This window comes from Rhodococcoides corynebacterioides NBRC 14404, from assembly GCF_001894765.1.
Taxonomy (GTDB): domain Bacteria; phylum Actinomycetota; class Actinomycetes; order Mycobacteriales; family Mycobacteriaceae; genus Rhodococcoides; species Rhodococcoides corynebacterioides.
Map to the genome: position 1 here is coordinate 309090 of NZ_BCWV01000005.1, position 23355 is coordinate 332444.

Annotated in this window: 28 protein-coding genes; 9 read left to right on the plus strand and 19 right to left on the minus strand. The window is 70.9% G+C overall.

Annotated elements, in window-relative coordinates:
- The first annotated feature begins 40 nt into the window (after positions 1-40).
- Entirely contained in the window at positions 41-370 is a 330-nt protein-coding gene (locus RC2_RS13865) for a hypothetical protein (protein WP_072681533.1), read from the plus strand.
- A gap of 7 nt (positions 371-377) precedes the next feature.
- Here RC2_RS13865 and RC2_RS13870 read toward each other — a convergent pair whose 3' ends face one another.
- The 8 genes from RC2_RS13870 to RC2_RS13905 form a co-directional block, all read right to left on the minus strand.
- A complete protein-coding gene (locus RC2_RS13870; RefSeq protein WP_082895596.1) occupies positions 378-1256 on the minus strand; it encodes an oxygenase MpaB family protein in 879 nt (292 codons plus the stop codon).
- Positions 1253-2695 (minus strand): aldehyde dehydrogenase family protein, encoded by a 1443-nt coding sequence (locus RC2_RS13875; RefSeq protein ID WP_082895598.1) that lies wholly within the window; start codon positions 2693-2695, stop codon positions 1253-1255. Before RC2_RS13875 ends, RC2_RS13870 begins: the two co-directional genes overlap by 4 nt.
- 65 nt (positions 2696-2760) lie before the next feature.
- Positions 2761-4050: a lipase family protein gene (locus RC2_RS13880; RefSeq protein WP_068150001.1), complete on the minus strand. Its 1290-nt coding sequence runs from the start codon at positions 4048-4050 to the stop codon at positions 2761-2763.
- A 14-nt stretch (positions 4051-4064) separates the two neighbouring features.
- A complete protein-coding gene (locus RC2_RS13885) occupies positions 4065-5669 on the minus strand; it encodes a GMC oxidoreductase (protein WP_082895595.1) in 1605 nt (534 codons plus the stop codon).
- 70 nt (positions 5670-5739) lie between these two features.
- Positions 5740-6303, minus strand: a complete 564-nt coding sequence (locus RC2_RS13890) for a TetR/AcrR family transcriptional regulator (protein WP_068149998.1) — start codon at positions 6301-6303, stop codon at positions 5740-5742.
- The gene (locus tag RC2_RS13895; protein ID WP_245811115.1) at positions 6300-7481 is read right to left on the minus strand and encodes an MFS transporter; all 1182 of its coding nucleotides are present in this window, start codon (positions 7479-7481) and stop codon (positions 6300-6302) included. The genes RC2_RS13890 and RC2_RS13895 overlap by 4 nt, the downstream gene beginning before the upstream one ends.
- Positions 7478-8062 carry a GNAT family N-acetyltransferase gene (locus tag RC2_RS13900; protein ID WP_068144668.1) on the minus strand — a complete coding sequence of 195 codons (585 nt, stop codon included), beginning with the start codon at positions 8060-8062 and terminating at the stop codon, positions 7478-7480. The genes RC2_RS13895 and RC2_RS13900 overlap by 4 nt, the downstream gene beginning before the upstream one ends.
- Positions 8059-9285: a cation:proton antiporter domain-containing protein gene (locus tag RC2_RS13905; protein WP_068144670.1), complete on the minus strand. Its 1227-nt coding sequence runs from the start codon at positions 9283-9285 to the stop codon at positions 8059-8061. Before RC2_RS13905 ends, RC2_RS13900 begins: the two co-directional genes overlap by 4 nt.
- Positions 9286-9380: 95 nt before the next feature.
- Between RC2_RS13905 and RC2_RS13910 the strand changes: the two genes are divergently transcribed.
- Positions 9381-10211: a dienelactone hydrolase family protein gene (locus RC2_RS13910; RefSeq protein ID WP_068144673.1), complete on the plus strand. Its 831-nt coding sequence runs from the start codon at positions 9381-9383 to the stop codon at positions 10209-10211.
- Positions 10212-10217: 6 nt separating this feature from the next.
- Here the strand turns inward: RC2_RS13910 and RC2_RS18710 are convergent, their stop codons facing one another.
- The 5 genes from RC2_RS18710 to RC2_RS19465 all read right to left on the minus strand — a co-directional run bounded on the left by RC2_RS18710 (position 10218) and on the right by RC2_RS19465 (position 13892).
- Positions 10218-10403, minus strand: a complete 186-nt coding sequence (locus tag RC2_RS18710; RefSeq protein WP_371828665.1) for a hypothetical protein — start codon at positions 10401-10403, stop codon at positions 10218-10220.
- Positions 10404-10735: 332 nt separating this feature from the next.
- Positions 10736-11002, minus strand: a complete 267-nt coding sequence (locus tag RC2_RS13920; protein ID WP_068144678.1) for a metal-sensitive transcriptional regulator — start codon at positions 11000-11002, stop codon at positions 10736-10738.
- Between the two features lie 52 nt (positions 11003-11054).
- The gene (locus RC2_RS13925) at positions 11055-11474 is read right to left on the minus strand and encodes a DUF302 domain-containing protein (RefSeq protein WP_068144680.1); all 420 of its coding nucleotides are present in this window, start codon (positions 11472-11474) and stop codon (positions 11055-11057) included.
- Positions 11475-11506: 32 nt separating this feature from the next.
- Positions 11507-13573: an MMPL family transporter gene (locus RC2_RS13930; protein WP_139277408.1), complete on the minus strand. Its 2067-nt coding sequence runs from the start codon at positions 13571-13573 to the stop codon at positions 11507-11509.
- 151 nt (positions 13574-13724) lie between these two features.
- The gene (locus tag RC2_RS19465) at positions 13725-13892 is read right to left on the minus strand and encodes a DUF8730 family Cys-rich protein (protein ID WP_502226408.1); all 168 of its coding nucleotides are present in this window, start codon (positions 13890-13892) and stop codon (positions 13725-13727) included.
- Positions 13893-14132: 240 nt separating this feature from the next.
- On the opposite strand from RC2_RS19465, the gene RC2_RS19305 reads away from it, so the two are divergent.
- Positions 14133-14261, plus strand: a complete 129-nt coding sequence (locus tag RC2_RS19305) for a hypothetical protein (protein ID WP_281250876.1) — start codon at positions 14133-14135, stop codon at positions 14259-14261.
- A gap of 31 nt (positions 14262-14292) precedes the next feature.
- Here the strand turns inward: RC2_RS19305 and RC2_RS13935 are convergent, their stop codons facing one another.
- Positions 14293-14799 carry a VOC family protein gene (locus tag RC2_RS13935; RefSeq protein ID WP_245811116.1) on the minus strand — a complete coding sequence of 169 codons (507 nt, stop codon included), beginning with the start codon at positions 14797-14799 and terminating at the stop codon, positions 14293-14295.
- Positions 14800-14899: 100 nt separating this feature from the next.
- The gene (locus RC2_RS13940; RefSeq protein ID WP_068144689.1) at positions 14900-15463 is read right to left on the minus strand and encodes a TetR/AcrR family transcriptional regulator; all 564 of its coding nucleotides are present in this window, start codon (positions 15461-15463) and stop codon (positions 14900-14902) included.
- A gap of 118 nt (positions 15464-15581) precedes the next feature.
- On the opposite strand from RC2_RS13940, the gene RC2_RS13945 reads away from it, so the two are divergent.
- Together RC2_RS13945 and RC2_RS13950 are read left to right on the plus strand one after the other, a co-directional pair.
- On the plus strand, positions 15582-16181 hold the full coding sequence (locus RC2_RS13945) for an NAD(P)H-dependent oxidoreductase (protein ID WP_068144691.1): 600 nt from the start codon (positions 15582-15584) through the stop codon (positions 16179-16181).
- 93 nt (positions 16182-16274) lie between these two features.
- Positions 16275-17681 (plus strand): HNH endonuclease signature motif containing protein, encoded by a 1407-nt coding sequence (locus RC2_RS13950; protein WP_068144695.1) that lies wholly within the window; start codon positions 16275-16277, stop codon positions 17679-17681.
- Between the two features lie 6 nt (positions 17682-17687).
- Here the strand turns inward: RC2_RS13950 and RC2_RS19310 are convergent, their stop codons facing one another.
- Positions 17688-17813, minus strand: coding sequence for a hypothetical protein (locus tag RC2_RS19310; RefSeq protein ID WP_261773484.1), 126 nt, complete (start codon positions 17811-17813; stop codon positions 17688-17690).
- Positions 17814-17872: 59 nt separating this feature from the next.
- On the minus strand, positions 17873-18532 hold the full coding sequence (locus RC2_RS13955) for an SDR family oxidoreductase (RefSeq protein WP_068144699.1): 660 nt from the start codon (positions 18530-18532) through the stop codon (positions 17873-17875).
- A 72-nt stretch (positions 18533-18604) separates the two neighbouring features.
- Here RC2_RS13955 and RC2_RS13960 point away from each other — a divergent pair, with 72 nt between their 5' ends.
- The 4 genes from RC2_RS13960 to RC2_RS13975 all read left to right on the plus strand — a co-directional run bounded on the left by RC2_RS13960 (position 18605) and on the right by RC2_RS13975 (position 22272).
- Positions 18605-19225, plus strand: coding sequence for an FKBP-type peptidyl-prolyl cis-trans isomerase (locus RC2_RS13960; protein WP_371828666.1), 621 nt, complete (start codon positions 18605-18607; stop codon positions 19223-19225).
- Between the two features lie 118 nt (positions 19226-19343).
- Positions 19344-20384: an ABC transporter substrate-binding protein gene (locus RC2_RS13965; RefSeq protein ID WP_068144703.1), complete on the plus strand. Its 1041-nt coding sequence runs from the start codon at positions 19344-19346 to the stop codon at positions 20382-20384.
- A 101-nt stretch (positions 20385-20485) separates the two neighbouring features.
- Positions 20486-21448, plus strand: coding sequence for a FecCD family ABC transporter permease (locus tag RC2_RS13970; RefSeq protein WP_082895330.1), 963 nt, complete (start codon positions 20486-20488; stop codon positions 21446-21448).
- Positions 21445-22272, plus strand: coding sequence for an ABC transporter ATP-binding protein (locus RC2_RS13975; RefSeq protein ID WP_068144705.1), 828 nt, complete (start codon positions 21445-21447; stop codon positions 22270-22272). Before RC2_RS13970 ends, RC2_RS13975 begins: the two co-directional genes overlap by 4 nt.
- Here the strand turns inward: RC2_RS13975 and RC2_RS13980 are convergent.
- Both RC2_RS13980 and RC2_RS13985 read right to left on the minus strand, forming a co-directional pair.
- Complete coding sequence (locus RC2_RS13980; RefSeq protein WP_068144707.1) at positions 22205-22930, minus strand: SDR family oxidoreductase; 726 nt, start codon at positions 22928-22930, stop codon at positions 22205-22207. The two genes, RC2_RS13975 and RC2_RS13980, sit on opposite strands and share 68 nt — an antisense overlap.
- Positions 22927-23268, minus strand: coding sequence for a nitroreductase/quinone reductase family protein (locus RC2_RS13985; RefSeq protein WP_068144738.1), 342 nt, complete (start codon positions 23266-23268; stop codon positions 22927-22929). Before RC2_RS13985 ends, RC2_RS13980 begins: the two co-directional genes overlap by 4 nt.
- Positions 23269-23355: the final 87 nt, after the last annotated feature.

Consider the following 23355-nt stretch of genomic DNA (forward strand, 5'->3'; position numbering starts at 1 on the left):
CGCACGAACGCACCATCCTACCCCGGTATCGTCGACGTTCGTGATCGGCAGACGGCGTCCCGGAACGTGCGTGTGGTGCGGACGCCCGGTCGACGAGTCCGGGACGGGACGTCGACGCCGCTACTGCCGCCGGTCCTGCCGACAGCGAGCCTACGAACAGCGCACCTCCGTGCGCGGCACGACGGTGCCCGACGACGCCGTCCTGTTGACCGCCGCCGAGGCCGAGGCGCTGGCCGACCGCGCGTTCGGGGTGCGCTGCGCGGCCGAGGACGTCGCCACGGCCGTGGCCGAGGGCGCCGACGCCGACGAACTCGCCGTGCTGTCGGCCCGCATGGTGGAGATGGCCCGCGACGCCGAGCGGCTTCGCTGACCCGTCGTCAGAGTCGGCCCGGGCCCAGGTCCGAGGGGTGGTACCCGACGGGATAGCCCGGGTAGGTGCGATTGCGCGGGTCCCGCGCGATGCGGGACGTCCGCCGGGGCGGAAGATGACGAACCGCACGAGCTCGCGCTCGCAGGCCCGCCTCGGCGACCCGGCGCGCACCCGGCGCCGCAGTGGGGAAGCCGAACGCGCGGCGCATGTCGTCGTCGATCATCGCGTGCACGACGCCGCGGATCGCCGGGCGCGACACCGCCGGGTACCAGGAGGCGAGCAGCTCGCGGGTGTAGGTCCCGATGCGACGGTTGTCCGGCGCGAAGCCGAATCGGTCGTGCTCGTACTCCATTCGGAAGGCATGGAACTCGGCCACGGACTCGGGGACGTCGGCGATTCCCATCCGCGTTCCGACGGCGCGGTAGAACTCGACCGCGGCGCGTCGTTCGTGGGGATGGAGTCGGCGCCAGCCGTAGCGGTCGATCCAGTCGAGGGGGTCGAAGGCGAACGTCGACAGGACGTAGAGCATGTCGTCGCGGTCGATGTCGTACTGCGCGTGGAGGCGATTGACCGTTCGCAGCGACGCTCGCCCACGCTCGGAGTCGTATCCGTGTTCGACCAGTTCCGACATGAGCAGCGACGTGTCGTCGTACCGCTTCTGCGGACGCTTCTCGAACTCGCCGGTGCGCGCGAGCAACGCGGAGATGCTGGGGACGCAGTAGGTGCGGAACAGCGCGAACTCGAGCGATCGCTGGTAGTCCCAGGGAAACTCGTACCCGGCGGTGATGCGATGGATCGCCTGCGCGTCGGCGACGGGATCGAGCCGGTCGATCGCCTCGAGCCAGCCGTATCGCCCGCGGCCCCGCTGCGGGAGCGTCGCGGTCATCGCCGGCGCCGACCGTGAATCTTGGTGAGCAGGAAGCGGGCGACCGCGACGTCGCGTCGCTTGCGCGTCATGGTGACCAGGTTGAGCGGTGCCGAGAACCGCTGGCGGGTGACGGATTTGACGCGCGAGAACTCTCGCAGTCCGTCCGCGCCGTGGATGCGCCCGAAGCCGGAGTCGCCGACCCCGCCGAACGGCAGGGCACCGATGGCCGCGAATCCGAGCACCGAGTTGATGCTCACCACGCCCACCCGGAGCCGATCCGCCGCGCGTCGCCCGGCCGCGTCGGATCCGGTGAACACCGAGGCGCCGAGGCCGTACTTCGAGGTGTTCGCCCGGTCGATCGCCTCGTCGAGGTCACGGACGCGGTTGACGACGACGGTCGGGCCGAACGTCTCCTCGACCTGGGCCTCGCTGTCCTCGGGAACGTCGAGCAGCACCACCGGATCGACGTAGGGCGGGCGAACCGACTCGGGACCGCCGACGACGGCCCGACCGCCGCGGGCGAGCGCGTCCTCGACCTGCGACCGCACCACGTCGACCTGACGGGGGAGGGTCATGCGGCCGTACTGCGCGTCGGCGGCGTCGCCGACCCGCAGGTTCGTCACGCGCGCGACGAGCTTGTCGACGAACCGGTCGGCGAGCGCGTCCACGACGTAGACGCGTTCGACTCCGGCGCACGTCTGTCCGGCGTTGCCCATGGCTCCGAAGGCGGCGAACTCGGCGGCGGCGTCGAGATCGGCACCCTCGTCGACGATGAGCGCGTCCTTGCCGCCACCCTCGACCACGATCGGCGTCAGCGACTCGGCACAGGTCGCCATGACCTTCTTGGCGGTGGCCGTCGAGCCGGTGAACGCGACCTTGTCGACGCCGGCGCGGGCCAGGTGCGCGCCGACCGCACCATCACCCACCACGGTCTGCAGCACCGGGTGGGGCGCCGACAGGGAGTCCCAGGTGTCGGCGAGCCAGGCGCCGGTCCGGGGGGTCAGCTCGCTCGGCTTGAACACCACCGCGTTGCCGGCGGCCATCGAGTAGGCGATGGACCCCATCGGGGTGTAGACGGGGTAGTTCCACGGGCCGATGACTCCGACCACGCCCATCGGTTCGTAGCGCACCGACGCCGCCTGGTTGGCGCTGACCAGGCCGGGCAGGACCGATCGTTCCCGGAGCACGCGGCGGGCGTTCTTCGCCGCCCACGTCAGATGCTCGACGGCGAGCATCACCTCGAGCAGGGCGTCGTCGGCCGGCTTGCCCGTCTCCTCACGGACCACGTCGACCAACGACGCCGAGTTCCGGGCGACGACGGACTTGAACTCGAGCAACCAGTCCTTGCGGTCGTCGTGGCTCAGGCCGCCCCACCACCGCGCGGCGTGACGGGCCCGCCGGACCGCGTCCTCGACTCGGTCCCGATCGGTGGGGATGGACGTCTCGTCGATGGTCATGAACGCCGACACTAGGCGCGCCCGCGGGGGCGGGCAATGACCGATCCGTCCGATCCGGGTGACCGTCAGAGCCCGGAGCACCCGTTCACGGGAACGTCGGCGAATCGGTCCATCATGTACCGCGCCGCCGCGCCCCCGTAGCCGTCGATCAGCTGGGGCCCGAAGTGATTCGGCAGGACCGCACCGGTCAGGATCGGCGGGATCTCGTCGGTCAGGAACGTCACCGCGCCGCCGCGTCCGCACCAGTCCTCGGCGAGACGACGCGCCTGGCCGTAGGGGACCGTGTCGTCGTTGCGTCCGCTGGTGACGAAGACTGGTGCCGACGGACGCAGGCTGCCGATGCGCTGCTGCGCCAGGATCGGTCCCGCCTCCGGAATGGTGCCCAGGTTCTCGAGCAGCGGTCGGCCGTCGCGGGTCAGGGTGTCGGTGCGCAGGAAGGGGTGTCGCAGGATCGTGTCCGCGATGCACTCCGTGGACACCTCGGCGAGCAGGCGCTTGCCGGTCTCGGTGGTGCGCTCGTCGACCCGGGCCTGCAGCTCCGGGTGACGCTCGACGAAGCCGTTCAGCGCGTACCCGATCACGCCGCCGATGAGGGTGCCGTCGACGGTCCCGAGCACCTCGAGCAGGTCGGCGGTGGGGGCACCGGCCCACGTTCCCTTGACGTTGAGCTCCGGTGCGTACTGCGCGGCCAGTTCCGCGGCGGCCGCGGTGGCGCCGCCACCCTGCGAGTAGCCCCAGAATCCGACGGGCGCCGCGGGGTCGCCCGCGAGGGAGTTGGCGGCCCGGGCCGCGTCGAGCACCGCATGGGCCTGCTCGAGCCGGTTGACGTAGGTGTGCAGGCCCGGCGTGCCGAGGCCGATGTAGTCCGTGACGAAGACCCGTGCCCCCATCGCCCGCCAGAGCGTCGACGACACCAGCTCCTGGTTGGCGGACAGCGACGGCGGTGACAGCGCCGCGTTCAGTCCGGTGGTGAACGCGCGCGACGGGGCGCACTGATCGCCCTGCCCGATGGTGCCCGGGGCCACCACGATCGTCGGGCGCGGCCCCGCACCGGTCCAGGGACCACCGGCGTCGAGGTACGTGCCGGTCACGGCGACGGGATCGCCCGCCTCGGTCCGCGAGGTGTACATGACGCGGGTGCCGGTGACCGGGTAGGGATCGCCGGGTGCCGGTGCGGCCAGGTAGACCGGCATCGGCTCGGTGCGCACGATCGCTCCGGGCGTGGTGTCGAACTGCGCCGGGGGTGTGTAGAAGTCCGGTGCGGCGGCCGCGGTGGGCGCCGTGAGCACCGGCAGCGTGGCCGCGATCAGGGCGACGGCGATCGCGCCGACCGTTCCTCGGATCGAACGTGTCATGGTGACCTCTCGTGTCAGACGACGGTGCCGACGTCGCGGGCGATGATGGAGTCCATGGCGCGCTCCGCCACGGCGGCGATGGTCATGGACGGGTTGCAGGCGGCGCAGTTGCCGGGAATCAGCGCGCCGTCGAGAACGAAGAGGCCTCGCTGTCCGAGCACACGCCCGTCGAGGTCGCACACGGCGTTCATCGACGCGCCGCCCAGGGGATGCCAGGTGGACGGGAACGCGGCGTTGGTGTCGATCAGCACGCTTCCCGGCCCGGCGATCGCCTGCACGCGGGGGCCGATGGTGGAGGTCTGGATCGCGGCGTCGCCCTCGTACGGCCACCGCAGGATCGCGTCGTCCTTCGCGGCGTCGTAGACGAAGTGGCCGCGGGCGTCGCTGACGCCGTATCCGACGAGCACCGTCGTGTGCTCGTTGATCCCGAGTTGCGGCATGGACGCCTGGATGACCGTCGACGCCGTGCGGGGGTTCGACCAGTCGAGGCTGCCGTAGACCACCGGCCCGCCCTGGACCGGTCCGAAATCGTGCTCGGCGGTGGACCAGGCGTAGATGCGGTCGGCGTTCGACCCCCAACCCCGGCCGAGCGCGTCGGGCAGATCGGGGATGCGCCCGGCTGCCGCGGCGCGCATCAGCAGGCGGGTGGTGTTCATGGTGCCGGCCGCCATGACCAGCGTGCCCGCGGTGAGGATCAGGTTCTCCAGGACGGTGCCGCGCTCGTCGATGCGCTCGACGTACACCGTCCACCGGCCGTCGGTGGCGCGCTCGACGTCGGTGACGTGATGCAGGCTGCGGACGTCGACGAACCCCGTGGCCTCCGCCGCGGCGAGGTAGGTGACGTCCACGGAATGCTTGCCGCCGTTGTTGACGCCCATCGCCCCGTCGCCGTTGGTGTAGGACGGGCGCATCTTCCCGGCGAGCTCGTCGAGGGCGAACTGCCAGTCGATCGGCATCGGGATCTTCGACACCGGTTGCCCGGCCCGGCGGGCGTTGGCGGCGAACGCCCGCGGAGCGGCGTAGGTCGGCGACTCGATCAGTGCGTCCGGCGCCACCTCGAGGCCGAGCATGCGAGCCACCCGCGGGTAGTGGACGCGGTTCATCAGATCCCAGTCCAGCTCCTCGGGGAACTGGGTGAGGAAGACGTCCTTCGCCGGTTGGAGCGTCATGCCCTGGTACACGAGCGAGCCGCCGCCGACGCCGGCCGGACAGAGCACGGTCATGTTCTCTCCGGGGACCGCCTCGACGAGGCCGGCGTACCGACCGACGTCGAGGGGGCGGCCGAAGAGGTTGGTACCCGAGCCGTACCAGAGAAGACGCTCGTCGGGAGCCGTCGCGGACGGGAACGTCGTCGAGTTCGGACCACTGGGCCAGCGCCGACCGCGTTCGAGGACCGTCACCGGCACGCCCGCCTCGGCGAACCGCAACGAGGCGACGCCGCCGCCGAATCCGGACCCGATGATCAGCACCCGATGGTCCTCACGCGTGAGGGCGACCCGCCGCGGGCCGGCCGTTCCGCGTGGCGACGCGGTCGCGGTCGTCCCCACCACCGTGCCGGTCACGGCCGCTCCGAGAGCACCCACCGCCCCCGTCACGAACGCACGTCTGGTCACCGTCATCGTCGGAATTCCCCCCCCTGGTGTCACCGGCGGTGATCAGTTAGACACTTTCAGCCGGAAGTGTCAAGCGTCACGGGGGTTCCGGATCGCCCCGCATCGACCGAGGCAGGGTGCGACGCAGGAACGTGCGCAAGGCGTCGTCGTCCCGCGTCCGAGCGTCGTCGAAGATCACCACCGACAGCCCCAGTCGCACCACCAGCAGCGCGATGTCGTCGAGGGCCTCGTCGTCGATCGCCGGGTCGATCTCGCGGAGCGGGGCGAGCAGCGGGAGGAGCACGGGGAAGGCCTCGTCCACGACAGCGTCGCCCAGTATGGGATTCGCCGAATCGAGCCGGAGCAGGGTCGCGAGCACCGGGTGATCTCGCACCGCGCGGCGGCCCGTGACCAGCAGATCGATCACGAAGTCCCGCGGCGAGACGGCCGAGGCCCCGCCCGCCCGCAACCGCCCGAACACCTCGAGCGCCAGTTCCTCGAGAGACTGCGACACCATCTCCTCGCGCGACCCGAAGTGCGCGTAGACGGTCTGGCGAGACACCCCGGCCACCTGCGCCACGGCGGCGATGGTCACGGCCTCGAACCCTCCGCGCTCGATGACCTCCCACGTCGCCCGCACCACCCGGTCTCGGGCGCTCACGCGGCCACCCGACGGTGCGCCCGGAGGGCGAGCGCACCCGCGACGGCGACGAGCGCGGCCACCACCGCGGCGAAGACGATGCCCGCCGTCGTCACGCCCACCGCGCGCGTCAGGACGCCCTCGGCGACGACGGGCACGCTGATGGCGACATAGGTGACGACGAAGTACGCCGACGTCGTCGATGCCTTGCGGTCCGCCGGCGCTCCCGTGGCGATGCCCGCGAGTCCGCGTGCGAAGGCGATGCCCTGGCCCGCGCCGCCGGTCAGACCGGCCGCGGCGAGCACCGGCCACCACCCGGTCAGCAGGGCTGCGACCAGCAGGACCATGCCCGCGAGCATCGCCCCCACGGCACCCGCGTCGGCGCCCCGCTCGGACAGTCGCCGACCGAGGAGTTGGCCGACCAGCGACCCGCCCATGACCGTCACCACGAGTCCGGACTGGCCGAGCACGGACTCGACGCCGGCCACCTGCGCGGCGATCGTCGGGGCGAGGGCCGTGAACAGACCCATCACCGCGAATCCCGCGAAGCCGAGGATCGCGGCCCGCACGAAGAAGTCGCGCACGGTCTCGGGGACCGCGGGGGAGAGGGGGCGGAGGCGGCCGGGGCGCCGCGGCCGGGTCTCCGGCACCACGGCGACGATCAGGGCCGCGGCGGCGACGAGGACCAGGTGCACCACGTAGGTCGTCCGCAGCGGAGACGGCGCCACCGTGACCAGGACGGCCGCGAGCACGGGCCCGGTGCCCAGACCGCCGATGGTCGCCAGACTGGCCAGCAGCGGTGCCCGTGCGGACCACCGGCCCTGCGCCATCTCGATGACGGCGACCGAGGCCGTGCCGACGAACACCCCCGCCGACAGGCCGGAGACCACCCGAGCGATCAGCAGGACCGTGGTGCCGTCGGCGAGGAGGAACACCACGTCGCTCACCGCGGCGAACGCCAGACCGAGCCCGAGCACCGGGCGGCGGCCGAGGACGTCGGACCAGGTGCCGAAGGCGACGAGCGCAGCGATCACCCCCACCGCGTACACGGCGTAGACGACGGTCACGGTGAGGATCGAGAAGCCGAACTCACGTTCGTAGTGCGTGTACAGCGCGGTGGGCATGGTGGTGCCCACCATGACCGTCAGCAGCACCGCCGCGAGACCCAGCGTCTGCGGCGCGCGCCCCGCCGTCGTCACGCGAAGGTCCGGCGCACGACGACGCGCGGGAACCCGCCGGCCACGGCATCGGTGGTGGCGACCATCTCGAATCCGGCGGCCTCGAACACCGACCGCACGCCGACGAACGCCATCGTGAGGTCGACCTTCTCACCCCGATTGTCGACGGGATAGGCCTCGACGGCCGGGGCCCCGTTCGTCCGCGCGTACTCGGCGGCGCCGCCGACCAGCGCGTGCGACACACCCTGCCCACGGTGTCCGGGGCGCACCCTGACGCAGATGATCGACCACACCGGAAGGTCGTCCACCGGAGGGATCTTGCGCGAGCGGGCCACCGGGAGCTCGGCACGCGGCGCGACCGCGGCCCACCCGACCACCTCGTCGCCGACGTAGGCGAGGACACCCGGCGCGACGTCCCGGCTGCACAGCTCGAGCATCGCGTCCCGCCGCTCGGTGCCCTGCAGCTCGCGGTGGACCTTCGCCGGCAACCGGTGACTGAGACACCAGCAGACGTTCGCGCCCGGGTTCTTCGGCCCGACCATGACCGCGACGTCGTCGAACCGCGCGGCAGTCGCGGGCAGAATTCGTACCTCGCTCGTCATGACCCGCCTTCCGCGGACACTCCGGCCCGCACGTATCCGGCGCCGACGCGACCGACGGCGACACCGTGAAACAGTATGCTGGCCAACACCGTCAGAGCCATGACGTACAGAACGAAGAAGGCGTCGTCCAGGTCGGCCATCTCGTTCCAGGCGAGCAGTCCGAAGACGATGGACGCCGAGCCGCGGGGGCCGAGCATCGCCACGGCGCTCCGATCTCGCCGGGCGAAGTCGCTGCCGAGCAGGGCCAGCCGGGTCGGCAGGATGCGCACCACCGTGAGCGCCGCCGCGACGAACACCACGATCTCCCAGCCGGGCAGCCCGACCCCGATCAGATACGACACCGTGGCACCGAAGACGAACCACATGGCGGTACTGCTGAGCACCGCCAGGTCCTCGACCATCGCCAGTTCCGTGGTGTCCACGGTTCGTCCGGCCGTACGAGACGCGTGGAACACGATGCCGGCGACGAACGCGGCCACGAACCCGTTGCCGGACAACACCGTGGCGCCGGTGTAGGACAGGAACACCAGCAGCACGACGGCGAGACGAACGCCGCGCGGGTCGGCGAGGCCGCGATCGACGACGAATCGGATGGCGCGCGCCCCGCCGTAGCCGACGACGGCGCCGACCCCGCCCGCCACCACCGAGGCCTGGATCCCGTGCAGCACGGCCTCGGCGGTGCTCTCGTGCGGGCCGTCGTCGTCGATCAGCGCCAGCGCGATCACGAAGATCGGCGCGACGATGCCGTCGTTGTATCCGCTCTCGACGTTGAGCAACCGCCGGACGCGGAGCGGAATTCGGTGGTCGCGCAGCAGAGTCGAGGCGGGGGAGAGGTCGGTGGGGACCACCACGCAGGCGATCACCGCCAGCACCGCCAGCGGCAGATCCGTGAACAGCACGGCGCCCAGACCGAGGGCGAGCGCCATCGAACCGGGCAGGGCCAGGGCGAGGAGCCGCACCGAAGCGGACCGCTCGCCGCCGAAGAGTCCGCCGCGGACCTCGGTGGCGTCGACGAACAGCAACAGCGCCAGGACCAGCTCGACCACCTTCTCCGTGGCCGGAGCGTCGATCAGTTCGGTCAGGTCCACGCCCGTCAGCGGGGCGACGATCATGCCGGCGACGACCACGATCAGCGGCGCGGAGATCCGACGCGCGGCGAGACTGCGTGAGACGAGAAGACAGGCCAGTCCGACACACAGTCCGACCACCACGAACGGCCCCACCGCGTCACCTCCCGAGTCTCGGTGCAGATCACGATGGCACGAGTGGTCTCGCGGTGCGAGGTTCGCCGATCGCCCACGAGGGGCATGATGACGCCATGCGGCCACCGGGGAACGATGCACTGACCGATTTCGACCGAATCGAGTTCACGGCGCACGGCCGATCGGCGCCGGTGTACCGGCTCGGGACCGGCCCCGCCGTCGTCGTGATGTCCGAGATGCCCGGCATCACCCCACGGGTGGCGGATTTCGCCCGCGCGGTGGCCGCCCTCGGCTGCACCGCGGTGGTGCCGCACCTGTTCGGGCGGGACGGTCACGATCCCCGAGCGAGTCGCGTGCCGGCAGCCGGCTTCGCTGCCTCCGCCGTGCGGGCAATGGTCCCCGCCTGCATCAGCAGTGAGTTCACCGTGCTCGCGACGGGTAGGTCGTCGCCGATCGTGACCTGGCTGCGCGCACTGGCCGCCAAGGAGCACGAGCGCTGCGGCGGACCGGGTGTCGGCGCGATCGGCATGTGCTTCACCGGTGGGTTCGCGTTGGCCATGGCCGCCGACGATCGTCTGATCGCGCCCGTGCTGTCCCAGCCGTCGCTGCCGTTCGCGGTCACGCCGAGCCGGATCCGGTCCATCGACGTGAACACGGACGACCTGCGGACCGTCGAGAGCCGCTGCGCCCGCGGCGACCTCCGCGTCCTCGGTCTGCGCTTCCAGGGCGATCGGATGAGCCCGTCGGGACGCTTCGCGTGGCTGAAGGAGAGACTCGGGGACGCGTTCACGGCCGTCGAGCTACCCGACGCGGCGGCGAACCCCGACGCTCCCGGTCCGCCGCACTCGGTACTGACCGAGGGCCTGATCGACCGCCCCGGTGAGCCGACCCGAGAGGCGCTCGACCAGGTCCTGGCCTTCTTCCGTGAGCGACTGCTCCCCGGCTGACCCGGGTCACGGCTCGATCACCACTCGCCCGATCAGCGCGCCGTCCATCCGGAACCGGTAGTGCAGGTCGACGACTCCGCCGGGGAAGTCACCCTCCAGGTGCTGACGGACCTCCACGCCGGTGTCGGTCGCGGTCGCGCCGGTGAACTTGGCGGTGTAGGTGAACGGGCTGCCACTGACGGCCTCGGCCATCCAGGTCTCGATCGCAGCACGGTGACCCCCGCCGCATCCGTGTCGGTCCGGCACGATCCCGCGCTGACGGTGTGGGCCGTGACCGACACCATCGACCTCGCGGACATCGACACGTGGTTCGCGGCGGCCCTGACCACGCAGCTCGCGGCGGTCGGCCCTGGACCCTCCGCGATCGCCCCCGGCGGCCTCTACGACCGCGACCTGTTTCTCGAATCGCGTGGTGCGGCAACGCTGTTCGTTCCCGCGCCCGAGCAGGTCGACCCACCGGCCGACGTCCGCGCCGCGGTTCTGCCCGACGCCGACCACGCCGTGCTCACCCACGTCGGCGGGTGTCACGCGAGAGCGAGGAACAGTTTCTCCAACTCGGCTTCCGTCATGGGCTCCTTGTCCGCGCCCTCTCCGGTCAGGCATTCGCGGAGCCCGGTGGCGACGATCTTGAACCCGGCCTTGTCGAGAGCACGCGACACCGCCGCCAGTTGAGTGACGACGTCCTTGCAGTCACGGCCGTTCTCGATCATCGAAATGACGCCCGCGAGTTGGCCGTTGGCGCGGCGAAGCCGGTTCAGAATGAGTGCGATGCTGTCCTCGTCGCCGATCATGGCGTGCTCCTGTTCGAGAGTTCTCCTGGTACGCATCGTACCCCAGGGGGCATCAGGCGAGCCCGTCTCCGGTGGCACCGAGGGCGGCGATCGCTGCGCGCAGCCTCTCGCCGGCGTCGCGGGCGACGTCGCCGAGCGCCGGTTCTCCGGTGGCCTGGACCATGACGTCGGGATTCATGGCGTCGACGACGATCGCGCCGTCGCGGTCGGGGTCTTCACGGACGACGACGTTGCAGGGCAACAGCAGTCCGATGGTCCGCATGATGCCGACGGCGCGGTGGGCCAGCGGCGGGTTGCAGGCGCCGAGGATGAGGTAGCGCTCCATGTCCTCGCCGAGCTTGGCCTTCAGGGTGGCCTGCATGTCGATCTCGGTGAGGACCCCGAAGCCCTGGTCGGCGAGGGCGTCGCGGGTGCGCTGGACGACGGTGTCGAAGTCGGTGCCGGTCAGCGTGGTGGAGAGAGCGATGCTCATGGTGTGTTCCTTCCGTGTGGGTGGTGCTGACGTCAGTGGGAGAAGCCGATGGACGGGAGGACCTTGCGGAGCCAGGCCGGTGACCACCAGGCGGCGCGTCCGGTCACCCGCAGCAGGACCGGCAGCAGGATCAGTCGGATGAGCACGGCGTCGAGGAGCACGGCCACGCCCAGGATGATGCCCATCTCCTTCGGCGGGAGCGGGTCGGCGAGGGCGAAGGTGAAGAACACGGCGACCATGACCGCGGCGGCGGCGAAGATGACGCGCCCGGAGTGGGCGAGACCGTCGATCATCGCGGTCGCGGCGTCACCGGTGCGTTCGTGGTGTTCCTTGGCGGTGGCGAGGAGGAAGACGGTGTAGTCCATGGCGATGGCGAAGATCATCGCGAAGAAGAACACCGGGCCCCACCCGTTCAGGAATCCCTGCGGGGTGAAACCGAGCAGCGAGGCGCCGTGGCCGTCCTGGAAGATCGGCTTCGCGACGCCGAACGCGGCGGCGGTGGAGAGCAGGCTGACAGCGGCGCCGAGGAATGCGATCAGCGGAGCCTGCAGTGCGACGAGGAGCAGCACGAATCCGAGGACCAGGATGATCGCGATCACCAGCGGCAGGTAGTCGTTCAGGGCCTGCTGCAGGTCCAGGTTCTCCGCCGGGGCTCCGCCGACCAGGGCCGGCTCGGGGAGCTCGCTCCGGAGGTCGGCGAGGATCGTGCCCATCGACGCATCCGACGGGTCGACCGTCGGGATTGCCTGCAGCAGTGCGTAACCGGAGCCGTCGGCGGCGGGTTGCGGCGGGGTGACCATGGCGATGCCGGGCACCTGCGACGCCGCGGCTGCGGTGTCGGCGGCATCGGATTCGGGCACCACGATCTGCAGGGCGCCGGGGGCACCGTCGCCGAACTGCTCCTGCACCAAGGCGTAGCCCTGGCGGACGGGCGCGTCGTCGGGGACGACGGAGATCGAAGGCATGGCGACCTTCAGGCCGAGAACCGGGAGGGCCAGGGCGACGAGGACACCGATCGAGGCGAGCGCGAACGGCCACGGATGCCGGTGCAGGAGCGCACCCCATCGGGCGAAGACGGGGGAGCGGTGCTGCTGGCGCGTGGCGTAGGGGAGTGCGGCCGCGTTCACCTTCGGTCCGAGCGCGCCCAGGGCGGCGGGCAGCAGAGTGAGGGTGGCGAGCAGGACGAAGGTGACGGCGAGCATGATGCCGACGGCCATGGTTCGCACGGCGGGGGCGGGGACGATCAACACGGCGGAGAGGCTCACCAGCACGGTGATTCCCGACAGGACAACGGCCTTGCCGGCGGTGTCCATGGTCTCGGCGACGGCGGCGCGGGGATCGTTCGAGCGGAGGGCGTCGCGGAAGCGGGCGACGACGAACAGGGCGTAGTCGATGCCGAGGGCGAGGGCGAACATCATGGCGAAGTTCATGGCCCACACCGAGATCGGGGTGACCTCGTTGAGCAGTACCAGCCCGCCGGCGGACGCGACAAGGCCGGCGATGGTGAGCAGCAGCGGCAGTCCGGCCGCGACGAGCGAGCCGAACGCGAGGACCATGATGACGAGCGTGACGGGCCAGGAGATCAATTCGGCCTGGATCATCGCGTCGTGGTTGGCCTTGTTGAAGTCCGACCACAGCGCCGACGCGCCCGTGGGGTAGACCTCGACACCGTCACCGGACAACGCGGTGAGCTGTTCCTTGACGCTGTCGACGGCGGTGACCATCTCGTCGGTGGTGCCCGCGGCGCCGGCGATCAGGATGCCGGTGCGTCCGTCGGGGCTGATCGTCGTCCCCGGCTGCGGGGGCACGATCTCACCGAAGCGGTTGTCCGAGGACAGGATTCGGGTGGCGTCGGCCAGCGCCGCGGTTGCGGCAGGGTCCGTCAGGGATCCGGCGTCGTTGTGGACGACCACCTGCACCGCCGCGGAGGAATTGCCGCCGAAGTGTTCCTCGGCGAGTTCGCGGACCTGCACCGATTCCGACCCGTTGGCCTGCCAACCGGCGCCGGCGAGTGACGAGAACACCGACGGCGCGGCGGATCCGAGGGCGATCAGCACGATCAGCCAGGCGCCGAACACCCAGCGACGGCGGGTGACCATGACGGCGCCCCATCTGCCGAGGCGACCGGGTGATGTCTCCGGGTTGTGACCGGGCCGGGACTCGGCGACGGTGTCGGACTGGGACACGGGTAACTCCTGTGCGGGTAGTGGAATCGAGAGGGTCGCAACGGGACCGCTGACCGCGGCGCTGTCAGCGGCGGAACAGCGAGCGCAGACCGCCGGACGCGCGGGGTGTCGCGGAGCGGTCGCACGTGCATCGACGGGACGTCGGCACGGACGCCATCACGCTGTCGACGTGACGGCCGCATCCCGACCACGTCGTCTTGCCGCACGTGGAACACGGAACGGGACTGCACATGGCGAACTCCTGGGATGTCGGGGCGGGATACGAGCCAGAGTGACATATACATCCGGGGGTATGCTAGTACCGGTGGGGGTATCTGTCACCACGTCGCCCGCGAAGCACTGGCCGATTGCGGACCGTGCTCACGCCGTGATTCACACGACGGGGGACCTTGACGAGATCCTGACGCCGATGGGAAGAAAAACAACGACACGGGCCATTCCGAGTCCCGCCTCTGATTCCTACGGTCGACACATGCCACAGCGACAGGAACTGCCCACCCGCTTCGACCACGCGCCCACGGGATCGGGAGCACTGCTCCTCGTCGCCCTCGTGGTGTTCGCCATCGGCTTGTCACTGGCGATGCGCGCATGGATCCTCTGACGGTTGTCACGCCGACGTCAGCGGCGGGCCCTCACTCCGCAGCGTGACAGACGGCTTCGACGTTGTTGCCGTCCGGGTCCCGCAGGAACACGCCGTAATACGCTGCGTGGTACTGCGGCCACACCCGCGGTGCATGCAGAATCTCCACACCCCGTGCGACAGCGCGTCGGTACACCTCGTCGACAGCGTGGCGAGTGGGCGCGGTGAACGCGAGGTGGATCGGTCGAGTGCCGTGATCAACGAGCGGGTTCACCCAGAATCGGGGAAAGTCGTCGACCCCGGCGATACCCACGAACGGACCGTCGTCTCCGCCGTACCGCAAGACTTCGTGAAGTCCGAGGGACTGGAAGACGTCGACGTAGAACGCCACGGCCGCATCGATGTCGGCCGCCTGGATCGACACATGATCGAGCATGCGCGAAATCGTAGTGCTCGATGGTCCGGCAATCCTCAGGACTACTGTGGTCGCCGACGAAAATGCCGCCGCTGTGCTTCCCACGACCACGTCGAAAGTCGACGCGTCGAAGGCGTCGGACACGGTCGTGGCAGGTTGAGACGTGTTCCCGCATTCAGCCTCGACTCGTCCCAGGTTCAGTGCCGATAATCGACATTATGTCAGTTTGTATCTGACCACCGGCCTACGCCCGCTCCACCACCGACACGACGACGGCGCTCACCTCGTCGTAGGCCTCCTGCACCGTGAGCGCGCCGTCGGCCGCCGCGGCGGAGACGGCGTCGGCGGCGCCCAGCAGGCCGACCATCGCCGGCGTCGACACGACGCCGTTCCGCGTGTGCCGCGCCAGGATCCGGCGACACTGATCCGCGTACGCCTGGTCCGCCCGTCGTTTGTAGTCCGCCAGCTCGGTCGACCCCGCCAGGGCGGCAGCCACCCCGGCGAGTTCGCGTCCGTGGCGCACTACGCAGTCCACGTACGACACGGCGATGGCTCGCGCGGTGTCGACCGGCCCGCCGTCGCCGACCTCCGCCACCGCCGCATCCAAGGCAGCGGACTGCTCCGCGTCGTACTCCTCGAACATCGCGACGACCAGGCCAGCGCGCGTCGAGAAATGATCGTAGACAACGGGTTTCGTGATTCCTGCGACCTCCGCGAGACGCCCGAGGGTCAGGGCGTCCGCACCGCCCTCCCGCACCACGCTCCAGGCGAGATCGAGCAACTGGCGCCGTCGGTCCGCTCTGGTCATCCGCTGCCGCACCACCCGACACTCTCCTTCGTCGCGCCCTACCTACCAATAGTAACTTACGAGTGGTAGCTTCAGACCAGAAACCTACCATCGGTACATAGCCGGAAGGGGCCTTCCCGTGCGCACTCTCGTCGTCGTCGACCATCCCGACACCACCTCGCTGACCCACCACGTCGCCCGTCGTCTCGCTGACGACGTTGCCCGCCGAGGCGACGACGTGACGATCGCCGACCTCCGCGCCGAGGGCTTCGACCCGCGGTTCACCCTGGCCGACCGGCAGCGGTACAGCGACGACGGACCGCTCCCCACCGATGTCGTGGCCGAGCAGCGCCGCCTCGACGACGTCGACCACCTCGTCCTGGTGTTCCCCGTCTACTGGTGGTCGGTACCCGCGACCCTGAAAGGATGGATCGACCGGGTGTTCGTGCGCGGGTGGGCTTTCGACGACACGGCCGTTCCCGTCGAGCGCAAGCTCGGGCACCTCACCGTCCACCTCGTGGCCGTCGCCGGCGAGGACGCGGCGGGGTTCGCGAAACGGGGTTACGACACCGCGATGGCAACGCAACTCGAGACCGGGGTGATCGGATACTGCGGCGCACGTCTCGGCGCGCGGGTGACGCTCCACTCCTCGGAAACCACGTCGCGGGACGAACTCGAGCGTGCCGTCGACGACGCGGTCACGTCCGTCGCCGCCGCGCAGGTCGGAGCCCCCGTGTGAACGTGTGTTCGAATCGTGTCGGTGGGTCGGTCTAGTCTGTCGTCGGTGTCGGGGGGCACCTGATCGGTGAGACCGTGACGGGGGGTGAGGGCAATGACCGTGATCGACGACGTCCTCGCGTCCCAGCGGGCCGCGCACGCCGCATATGCCGCCACCGTGCGCGGCGCGGTCGCCTACATCACCGAGAGCCCATCGGGCCACCACGACGCCGACGCGGTGGAACGGGCCCTCGTCTCCGAGGTGGCCGCACGCCTGACGGTCAGCCGCCGCACCGTGCTGGACTGGATCGGAACCTATTGCGCGGCAACACCTGCGGTGCGGGATGCGTTCCACTCGGGACTGCTGCCGTGGGCGGCGTTCCGGTCACTGTGCCGCGCACTCGCGGGCACGACTCGTCGCGACGAGCGACTCCTCGGCCGACTGATCGACGCCGCGCGCGGCGCCACTCCGGGGTCCGTACCCGCCGCCATCGACGGCGTCCTCGCGGAGTACGACGCCACGTGGCATCGTCAGGCCCGCGAGACGGCCACCGCCGAGCGCGGGATGACGGTGCGCCGGCTCCCCCGCGGCCAGGCCGAACTCCGCCTGCGAGGGCCGGCCGAGATGATCGCGGACATGAGTCGGTGCGTGACGGACGCCGCTCGCCGCCTGTGCGGGACGGATTCCCGGTCGCTCCCCGCGCGCCTGTTCGATGCCGCGCACGCCGTGATCACACGCGGCGCTCTGTCCTGCACCTGCCCGGACCCGGCGTGCCCGCACCGTAGCGTCGACACGGCCCCGCTGCCGATCCCCCGCGCGTGCATCGTGATCGACGCCGCCACCGCGGCCGGCCTGTCCGGCGAGCCCGGTCACCTGATCGGCTGGGGGCCGGTTCCGGCCGACACCGCGCGCCACATCGCGGCGGACGCGACGTGGCAGGCCGTCATCACCGAGGCGACCTCGAGCCCGATGACGACCCGGGCCGATCGGGACCCCCAGCAGGAAGATTCTCCGCTGCCGGTGGCGAGTCCCCATCGCCGCGGGCGGCCCAGTCGGCTGTCGGGATGGGTCCCCGACGTCGGGTCGACCGCGCGATCGACGGCATGGACCGCGATGCGCACCGCGGTCGACTTCCTGCGTGCCCATCCCGACCAGGAGGATCGCTTCCGATTACCCCCGCCGGATCGGATCGCGACTCCCCCGCCGCGGTCGGCGCTCGTGTACGCGCCGAGCGCTGCCCTTCGCACCATCGTCGAGGCGCGCTACGCCACCTGTGTCGCGCCGGGATGCCGCGTGCCCAGCTCCGACTGCGACCTCGACCACGTCGAGCCGTTCGACCACGACGAGCCGCTTCTCGGCGGCTGGACCGAGCTGACCAACCTCGAACCGCTGTGCCGCACCCACCACAACGACAAGACGGCCGGCCTGTGGCGTTACCGCATGCTCGACCACGGCATCGTCGCGATCCGAGATCCTCACGGACACAGGTACTTCACCGCGCCCGACAGGCTCGAGCGCTGAGCTGGACTAGAAGGACCCGCCGCCGAGGATGTGCACCAGACCCAGCACCAGGAAGCTGGCCACGTACAGCGGTCCGCGAATCGGATCCCCCGCGGACGCACCCTCGCGCAGCCATTCGACGATGTCGGTCACCATCACGTCCTCCTTGCTCGTTCGTCGGTGCCCCGATTCTAGAACAGACCGGCCGGATTTCACCCTGCCGCGTCTGCAGGATTTCCGAAGCGAATGTCGAAGGGCCGCTGCGTCACCGGCGTCTCGTGCAGTCGGAGGTACTCCTCGGCGATGACGTCCGGGTCGTAGTCGGTGCCGGGCGCCACCGGGCCGCACACCGTGACCGTCGAACATCCGATTCCCCGTGGCGCCCACTCGGTCGCCAGGAGTTCCACCAGCGCCCGCAGTCCTGCCTTGCCCAGCGACAGCGTGGTCAACGTCGGCAGCGGCGTGGGCATGCCCGCTGTGGCCAGGAACGATCCGCCGCCGTGGTCCACCATCCGCGGCAGCAGGTATGCCGCCGCGGTCACCGCCCCTCCGACGTTGACGGCAAACGTGTCCGCCACCGTGCGTGCATCGAGATCGGTCACGCGGTCGGTGCGGATGACCCCGGCGTTGTAGACCACCACCTCGGGCACCCCGAGACGGTCCACCAGATCGCCCAGTGCTCCACCGAGCCCCGCCTCGTCGGCGACGTCGGCGAGCACCCCGGCCGTCGGGGTGTCGAGGTCGGCCACGACCTCGTCCACCGTGGCGCGCGTGCGCGCCACGACGCCCACCGGCCGTCCGGTCGAGGCGAACCGACGCACCACCGCCCGACCGATACCCGGACCCGCCCCGATCACGAACACCGCACCCATGCCGCCTCCTGCCCACGTCCGGCAACGCTCGTCGCCGCCTCGGTGCGACGTACCCCGTCTGTACCGTGGGCGATCGTGACTCTCTCCCGTACCACCGTGATCCTGGCCGCCTGCGCCACCGCCTCGCTCGCCCTGGCGGGGTGCAGCAGCAGCGATACCGCGGCGCCGACCAGCACCACCTCGGCCGCGGCGAGCGCCGGCGCAAGCACCGGCACCGCCGACTCCCCGCGCGCGACGTGCCCCACCGCGGAGCCCGCGGACGACGCGGCCGCGGACTGGACGGTCGACGGAGACACCGGCTCGATCGCCGTCGTCGGGCCGACGGCCGACACCGCTCCGCGCGTCGACGTGCAGGGACCGTTCTCGGTGGCCGAGACCCGCGTGCAGACCCTGACCACCGGCGACGGTCCGGTCGTCGGGGACTCCGCTCGGGTGTCGGTCTGCTACCAGGGCGTCAACGGCCGCGACGGGTCGGTGTTCGACAGCGCCTTCGAGCGCGGCGCGCCGGTCGCGTTCCCGCTCGCGAACGTGGTCCCCGGTTTCCAGAAGGCGATCGCCGGCCAGACGGTCGGGTCGACGGTGGCCGTCGCGGTGACGTCGGCCGACGGGTACCCCAGCGGTCAGCCGCGTGCCGGCATCGAGCCCGGCGACAGCCTCGTCTTCACGATCGACATCCTGGATGCCTCCGCCTGACGTCGCCGGTTTCCCGACACCGCGGGTATTAGGTTAGCCTCTGCTCGGTCGCGCACCGGCGCGATGCGGTCGTCGACAGCACGGCGACCGATCACCGTGGAGAAGGATCCCTCGACTCGTGCGTGCTCGTCGTCTCGGCCTGGTGGCCGTCGCAACCCTGACCTTCGGCACCCTCGTCGCCTGCGGCGCGTCGGAGGAGGTGACGGAATCCACCGCGGCCACCACCGACGGCGGCACCGTCTACCCGCTGACTCTCGACAACTGCGGCGAGACGGTGACCGTCGACGCGCCGCCCTCGCGCGTGGTCTCGCTGGACCAGGATTCGACCGAGATCCTCCTGTCGCTCGGGCTGCAGGACCGCATGGTGGGCACGGCGTCGTGGACCGACCCCGTGCGCGCGAACCTCGCCGAGGCCAACGCCACGGTGCCGCGCCTCGCCGACAACGCCCCCACCTACGAAGTGGTGCTCGACACCGAGCCCGACTTCGTCACGGCATCTTTCGGGCGTCACTACAAGCAGGGAGGCGTCGCGGAGCGCGCGCGCTTCACCGAGGTCGGCGCCCCGGCCTACCTGTCCCCCACCGACTGCGACAACGGCCGCAGCGTCAACGGCGGCACCGCTCGCACCACTCCGCTGACCATGGATTCGCTGTACCAGGAGATCACCGAGCTGGCGGCGATCTTCGACGTCAACGAGCGTGGTGCGGCACTGGTCGACGAACTGAAGTCGCGCGTCGCCGCTGCCACCGAGGGCGTCGAGAGCGGCGACCTGACGGCCGCGTTCTGGTTCGCCGACACCACCAGCCCGTACATCGCCGGCGGCTACGGCGCCCCGAACCTGCTCGCGACGTCGCTCGACATCGGGAACGCCGGCGCCGACATCCAGGACGACTGGGCGGCTCTGGGATGGGAGAGCGTGGTGGACCGGGATCCGTCGATCCTGGTGCTCGGCGACCTCACCCGCGATCGCTTCCCCGGCGACCGCCTGGCCGACAAGATCGCGTTCCTCGAGTCGGACCCGGTCACCAGCACCATGACGGCCGTCCGCGAGAAGCGCTACCTGACGCTGCACGGCGCCGAGATGAATCCGTCCATTCAGCTGGTCGACGGCCTCGAGAAAATGTCCGCCGGTCTGCGCGAGCTGGACCCGTCGTCCTGAGCGCGCCCGCCACGGACCGGCCGACGCCGGTCGCGCCGCCGGCGCCTCCGTCGCGCCGCCTGCGGTGGACGCTGCTGGCCGTCGGAACCCTGGCCCTCGGCGTGTTCTCGGTTCTCGTCGCCATCACCCTGGGCCCGGCGAACATCTCGCTGGTCAACGTCCGCGACGTCCTCCTCAACCACCTCGGGATCACCGACGTGCCGGTGAAGGCGAGCAAGGACGCCATCGTCTGGGAGGAACGCCTCCCCCGCGCCCTCGTCGCCGCGGCCACCGGTGTCGGCCTCGGAATCTGCGGTGCGGTGATGCAGTCATTGCTGCGCAACCCGCTGGCCGACCCGTTCGTCCTCGGCATCTCGTCCGGCGCATCCACGGGCGCCGTCGTGGTGGGCGTCCTCGGCGTCGGCGGCGCCTCGCTCGGACTGTCCGGCGGCGCGTTCGTCGGCGCGCTCGTCGCGTTCGCGCTGGTGTTGTTCCTGGCGCGGATGTCCGGCGGTGGCACCGACCGCGTCATTCTCGCCGGAGTCGCGGCGACGCAACTGTTCTCGGCTCTCACGTCCTTCGTCATCTTCGCGTTCGCGGACTCGGACGAGACCCGTGGCGTCATGTTCTGGCTGCTGGGGTCCTTCGAGGGGGTGCGATGGAACGACGTCGCTCTCTGCGCCGCCGTCGCGGCCCTCGCCGCAATCCTGTGCTGCTACTACGCGTTCGTGCTCGACGCGTTCTCCTTCGGTAGCTCGGTCGCGTCGTCGCTGGGCGTCGACGTCCGCCGGGTTCGCCTGGCGTTGCTCGTCGGCACGGCGCTCGTCACCGCGGCACTCGTCAGCGTCGCCGGCGCGATCGGCTTCGTCGGGCTCGTTCTCCCCCACGCCGCGAGGTTGCTCGTGGGGCCGAACCACGCCCGCCTCATCCCGGCGACGGCACTCATCGGTGCGATCTTCATGGTGTGGGTCGACGCCGTGTCCCGCGTGGCCTTCGCCCCCACTCCGCTGCCGGTCGGCGTCGGCACCGCGCTCGTCGGCGTCCCGGCGTTCATCGCGATCATGGCGAGAGGACGACGCGCATGACGTTGCGAGCATCGGCGGTCACCTGGAATCGCGGCGGCGCCCTCGTGGTCGACGGGGTGACGATCGATCCGCGGCCCGGCGAGATGCTGGGCCTCCTCGGCCCCAACGGGTCCGGGAAATCGTCGTTGCTCACCCTGATGGCCGGGGCCGCCGCCCCCACGTCGGGACGGATCGACCTCGACGGCGCCGACCTGGCGACACTGCGCCGCAAGCACATCGCTCGCGCGGTCGCCGTGGTGGACCAGCACGCGCACACCGACGTCGACGTGACGGTGCGGGACGTGGTCCGGCTGGGCCGCATTCCTCACCGCGGCGCGTTCGGACCGTCGGCCGACGACGAGTCCGCGGTCGCGGCCGCTCTCGAGCAGACGGGCCTGACCGACAAGGCCGGATGCCTGTGGCGGCGCCTGTCCGGCGGCGAACGCCAGCGTGCGCACATCGCCCGCGCCCTGGCACAGCAGCCGCGCGAACTGCTCCTCGACGAACCCACCAACCACCTCGACATCCACCACCAGCTCGAGATCCTGGCGCTGATCGCCCGCCTGCCGATCACGAGCGTGGTCGCTCTGCACGACCTTAATCTGGCCGCGTTGTTCTGCGATCGGATCGTGGTGATGCAGGAGGGCCGGGTGGTCGCTGCGGGCGCGCCGGCCGACGTGCTCACCGAGGACCTCGTGGCCCGCGTCTACGGAGTGCGGGCCGTCGTCACCCGGGAGAGCACCGGGCGCGTCCACATCCGCTTCGAACCGGGCGCTCCTACTCCCCCGTCGGACGCACCGCCAGCTCCACCAGCTCGGCCTCGCGAGGTGTCGTCAGCGCGGTGACGATCAGGTGGGCGATCGTCACGGGCGACATGCCGTGCGCGGCGACGTCGGCGCGGAACCGCTCGGCGTCGGATCCGGTGGCGGCGTCGGCGATCGGGGTGGCGACGTACCCGGGTGCGACCGTGGTGACGCGGACCGGATGCTCGGCGAGTTCCATCCGTAGCCCCTCGGCGATGGCGTGCGCGGCGAACTTCGTTCCGCTGTAGACCCCCATCGTGTCCCTAGGCACCCGTCGTCCCGACAACGAGGACAACACGACGACGTCACCCGCGCCCGAGGCGATCAGGTGCGGGACCGTCGCGCGCAGAGTGTGGAGCAGGCCGATCACGTTGACCTGGACCAGGTTCGCCATGTCCGCCGGGTCGTCGGTGGCGACGTGGATCGGGCGGGCGACACCGGCGGAGGCGACGACGCCGTCGAGTCCGCCCAGCTCGTCGGCAGCACGATCGACCGCGGCGGTCAACGCGGCCGCGTCCGTGACGTCGGCCGGGACGGCGAAGCCGCCGATCTCCTCGGCCAGCGCGGAGAGCTCCGCGTCACGACGGGCGATCAGGGCGACGCGGGCACCGGCGGACGCGGCGAGTCGCGCTGTGGCCGCGCCGATTCCGCTGCTCGCCCCGGTGACCAGGAGACGTCGCCCGATCAACGAGCCCGTCACGACTCGAGCGTGATGGTCACCGTGACCGCGCCGGTTGTCGACTCGGTGGCCTGCGCCGTGCCCCGGTGCTCGACGCCGGCGATGTCGACGGTCACCGGGGCCGGGTCCGGACGGAAGTTCCGCCACCACGACTTCTGGCTCGGCGCAACGACTGTGACGGTGACGACGTCACCTCTCCTCGAATAGGCGACCGGCAGGGAGATGCGCCGACCCGACTTGCGCCCGGTGTAGGTGACGGTGGCGAGGCCCCGGCCGAGGAGCGAGCCCAGCCCCGGCATCCGCATGAGCGGCCGCACGAGCGTGTTGGCGGCACCGGACACGGTCTGGAACAGCGTCATGGTGGTCAGTATGAACCAGAACGGCCGACGCCGGGCGGACGCGCGCGGTGCGTTTTTCTTGAACCATTCCAGTTTGCGAGGCATACT

Bases quoted from the DNA above. Each gene is read 5' to 3' on its own strand.
- RC2_RS13920 (WP_068144678.1), bottom strand. From the start codon at position 11,002: ATGATCGGCGACGAGGACAGCATCGCACTCATTCTGAACCGGCTTCGC.
- RC2_RS19465 (WP_502226408.1), bottom strand. From the start codon at position 13,892: ATGTGCAGTCCCGTTCCGTGTTCCACGTGCGGCAAGACGACGTGGTCG.
- RC2_RS13975 (WP_068144705.1), top strand. From the start codon at position 21,445: ATGACGTTGCGAGCATCGGCGGTCACCTGGAATCGCGGCGGCGCCCTC.
- RC2_RS13910 (WP_068144673.1), top strand. From the start codon at position 9,381: ATGCGGCCACCGGGGAACGATGCACTGACCGATTTCGACCGAATCGAG.
- RC2_RS13950 (WP_068144695.1), top strand. From the start codon at position 16,275: ATGACCGTGATCGACGACGTCCTCGCGTCCCAGCGGGCCGCGCACGCC.
- RC2_RS13885 (WP_082895595.1), bottom strand. From the start codon at position 5,669: ATGACGGTGACCAGACGTGCGTTCGTGACGGGGGCGGTGGGTGCTCTC.
- RC2_RS13930 (WP_139277408.1), bottom strand. From the start codon at position 13,573: ATGGTCACCCGCCGTCGCTGGGTGTTCGGCGCCTGGCTGATCGTGCTG.
- RC2_RS13985 (WP_068144738.1), bottom strand. From the start codon at position 23,268: ATGACGCTGTTCCAGACCGTGTCCGGTGCCGCCAACACGCTCGTGCGG.
- RC2_RS19305 (WP_281250876.1), top strand. From the start codon at position 14,133: ATGCCACAGCGACAGGAACTGCCCACCCGCTTCGACCACGCGCCCACG.
- RC2_RS13925 (WP_068144680.1), bottom strand. From the start codon at position 11,474: ATGAGCATCGCTCTCTCCACCACGCTGACCGGCACCGACTTCGACACC.
- RC2_RS13870 (WP_082895596.1), bottom strand. From the start codon at position 1,256: ATGACCGCGACGCTCCCGCAGCGGGGCCGCGGGCGATACGGCTGGCTC.
- RC2_RS13955 (WP_068144699.1), bottom strand. From the start codon at position 18,532: ATGGGTGCGGTGTTCGTGATCGGGGCGGGTCCGGGTATCGGTCGGGCG.
- RC2_RS13875 (WP_082895598.1), bottom strand. From the start codon at position 2,695: ATGACCATCGACGAGACGTCCATCCCCACCGATCGGGACCGAGTCGAG.
- RC2_RS13940 (WP_068144689.1), bottom strand. From the start codon at position 15,463: ATGACCAGAGCGGACCGACGGCGCCAGTTGCTCGATCTCGCCTGGAGC.
- RC2_RS13900 (WP_068144668.1), bottom strand. From the start codon at position 8,062: ATGACGAGCGAGGTACGAATTCTGCCCGCGACTGCCGCGCGGTTCGAC.
- RC2_RS13880 (WP_068150001.1), bottom strand. From the start codon at position 4,050: ATGACACGTTCGATCCGAGGAACGGTCGGCGCGATCGCCGTCGCCCTG.
- RC2_RS18710 (WP_371828665.1), bottom strand. From the start codon at position 10,403: ATGGCCGAGGCCGTCAGTGGCAGCCCGTTCACCTACACCGCCAAGTTC.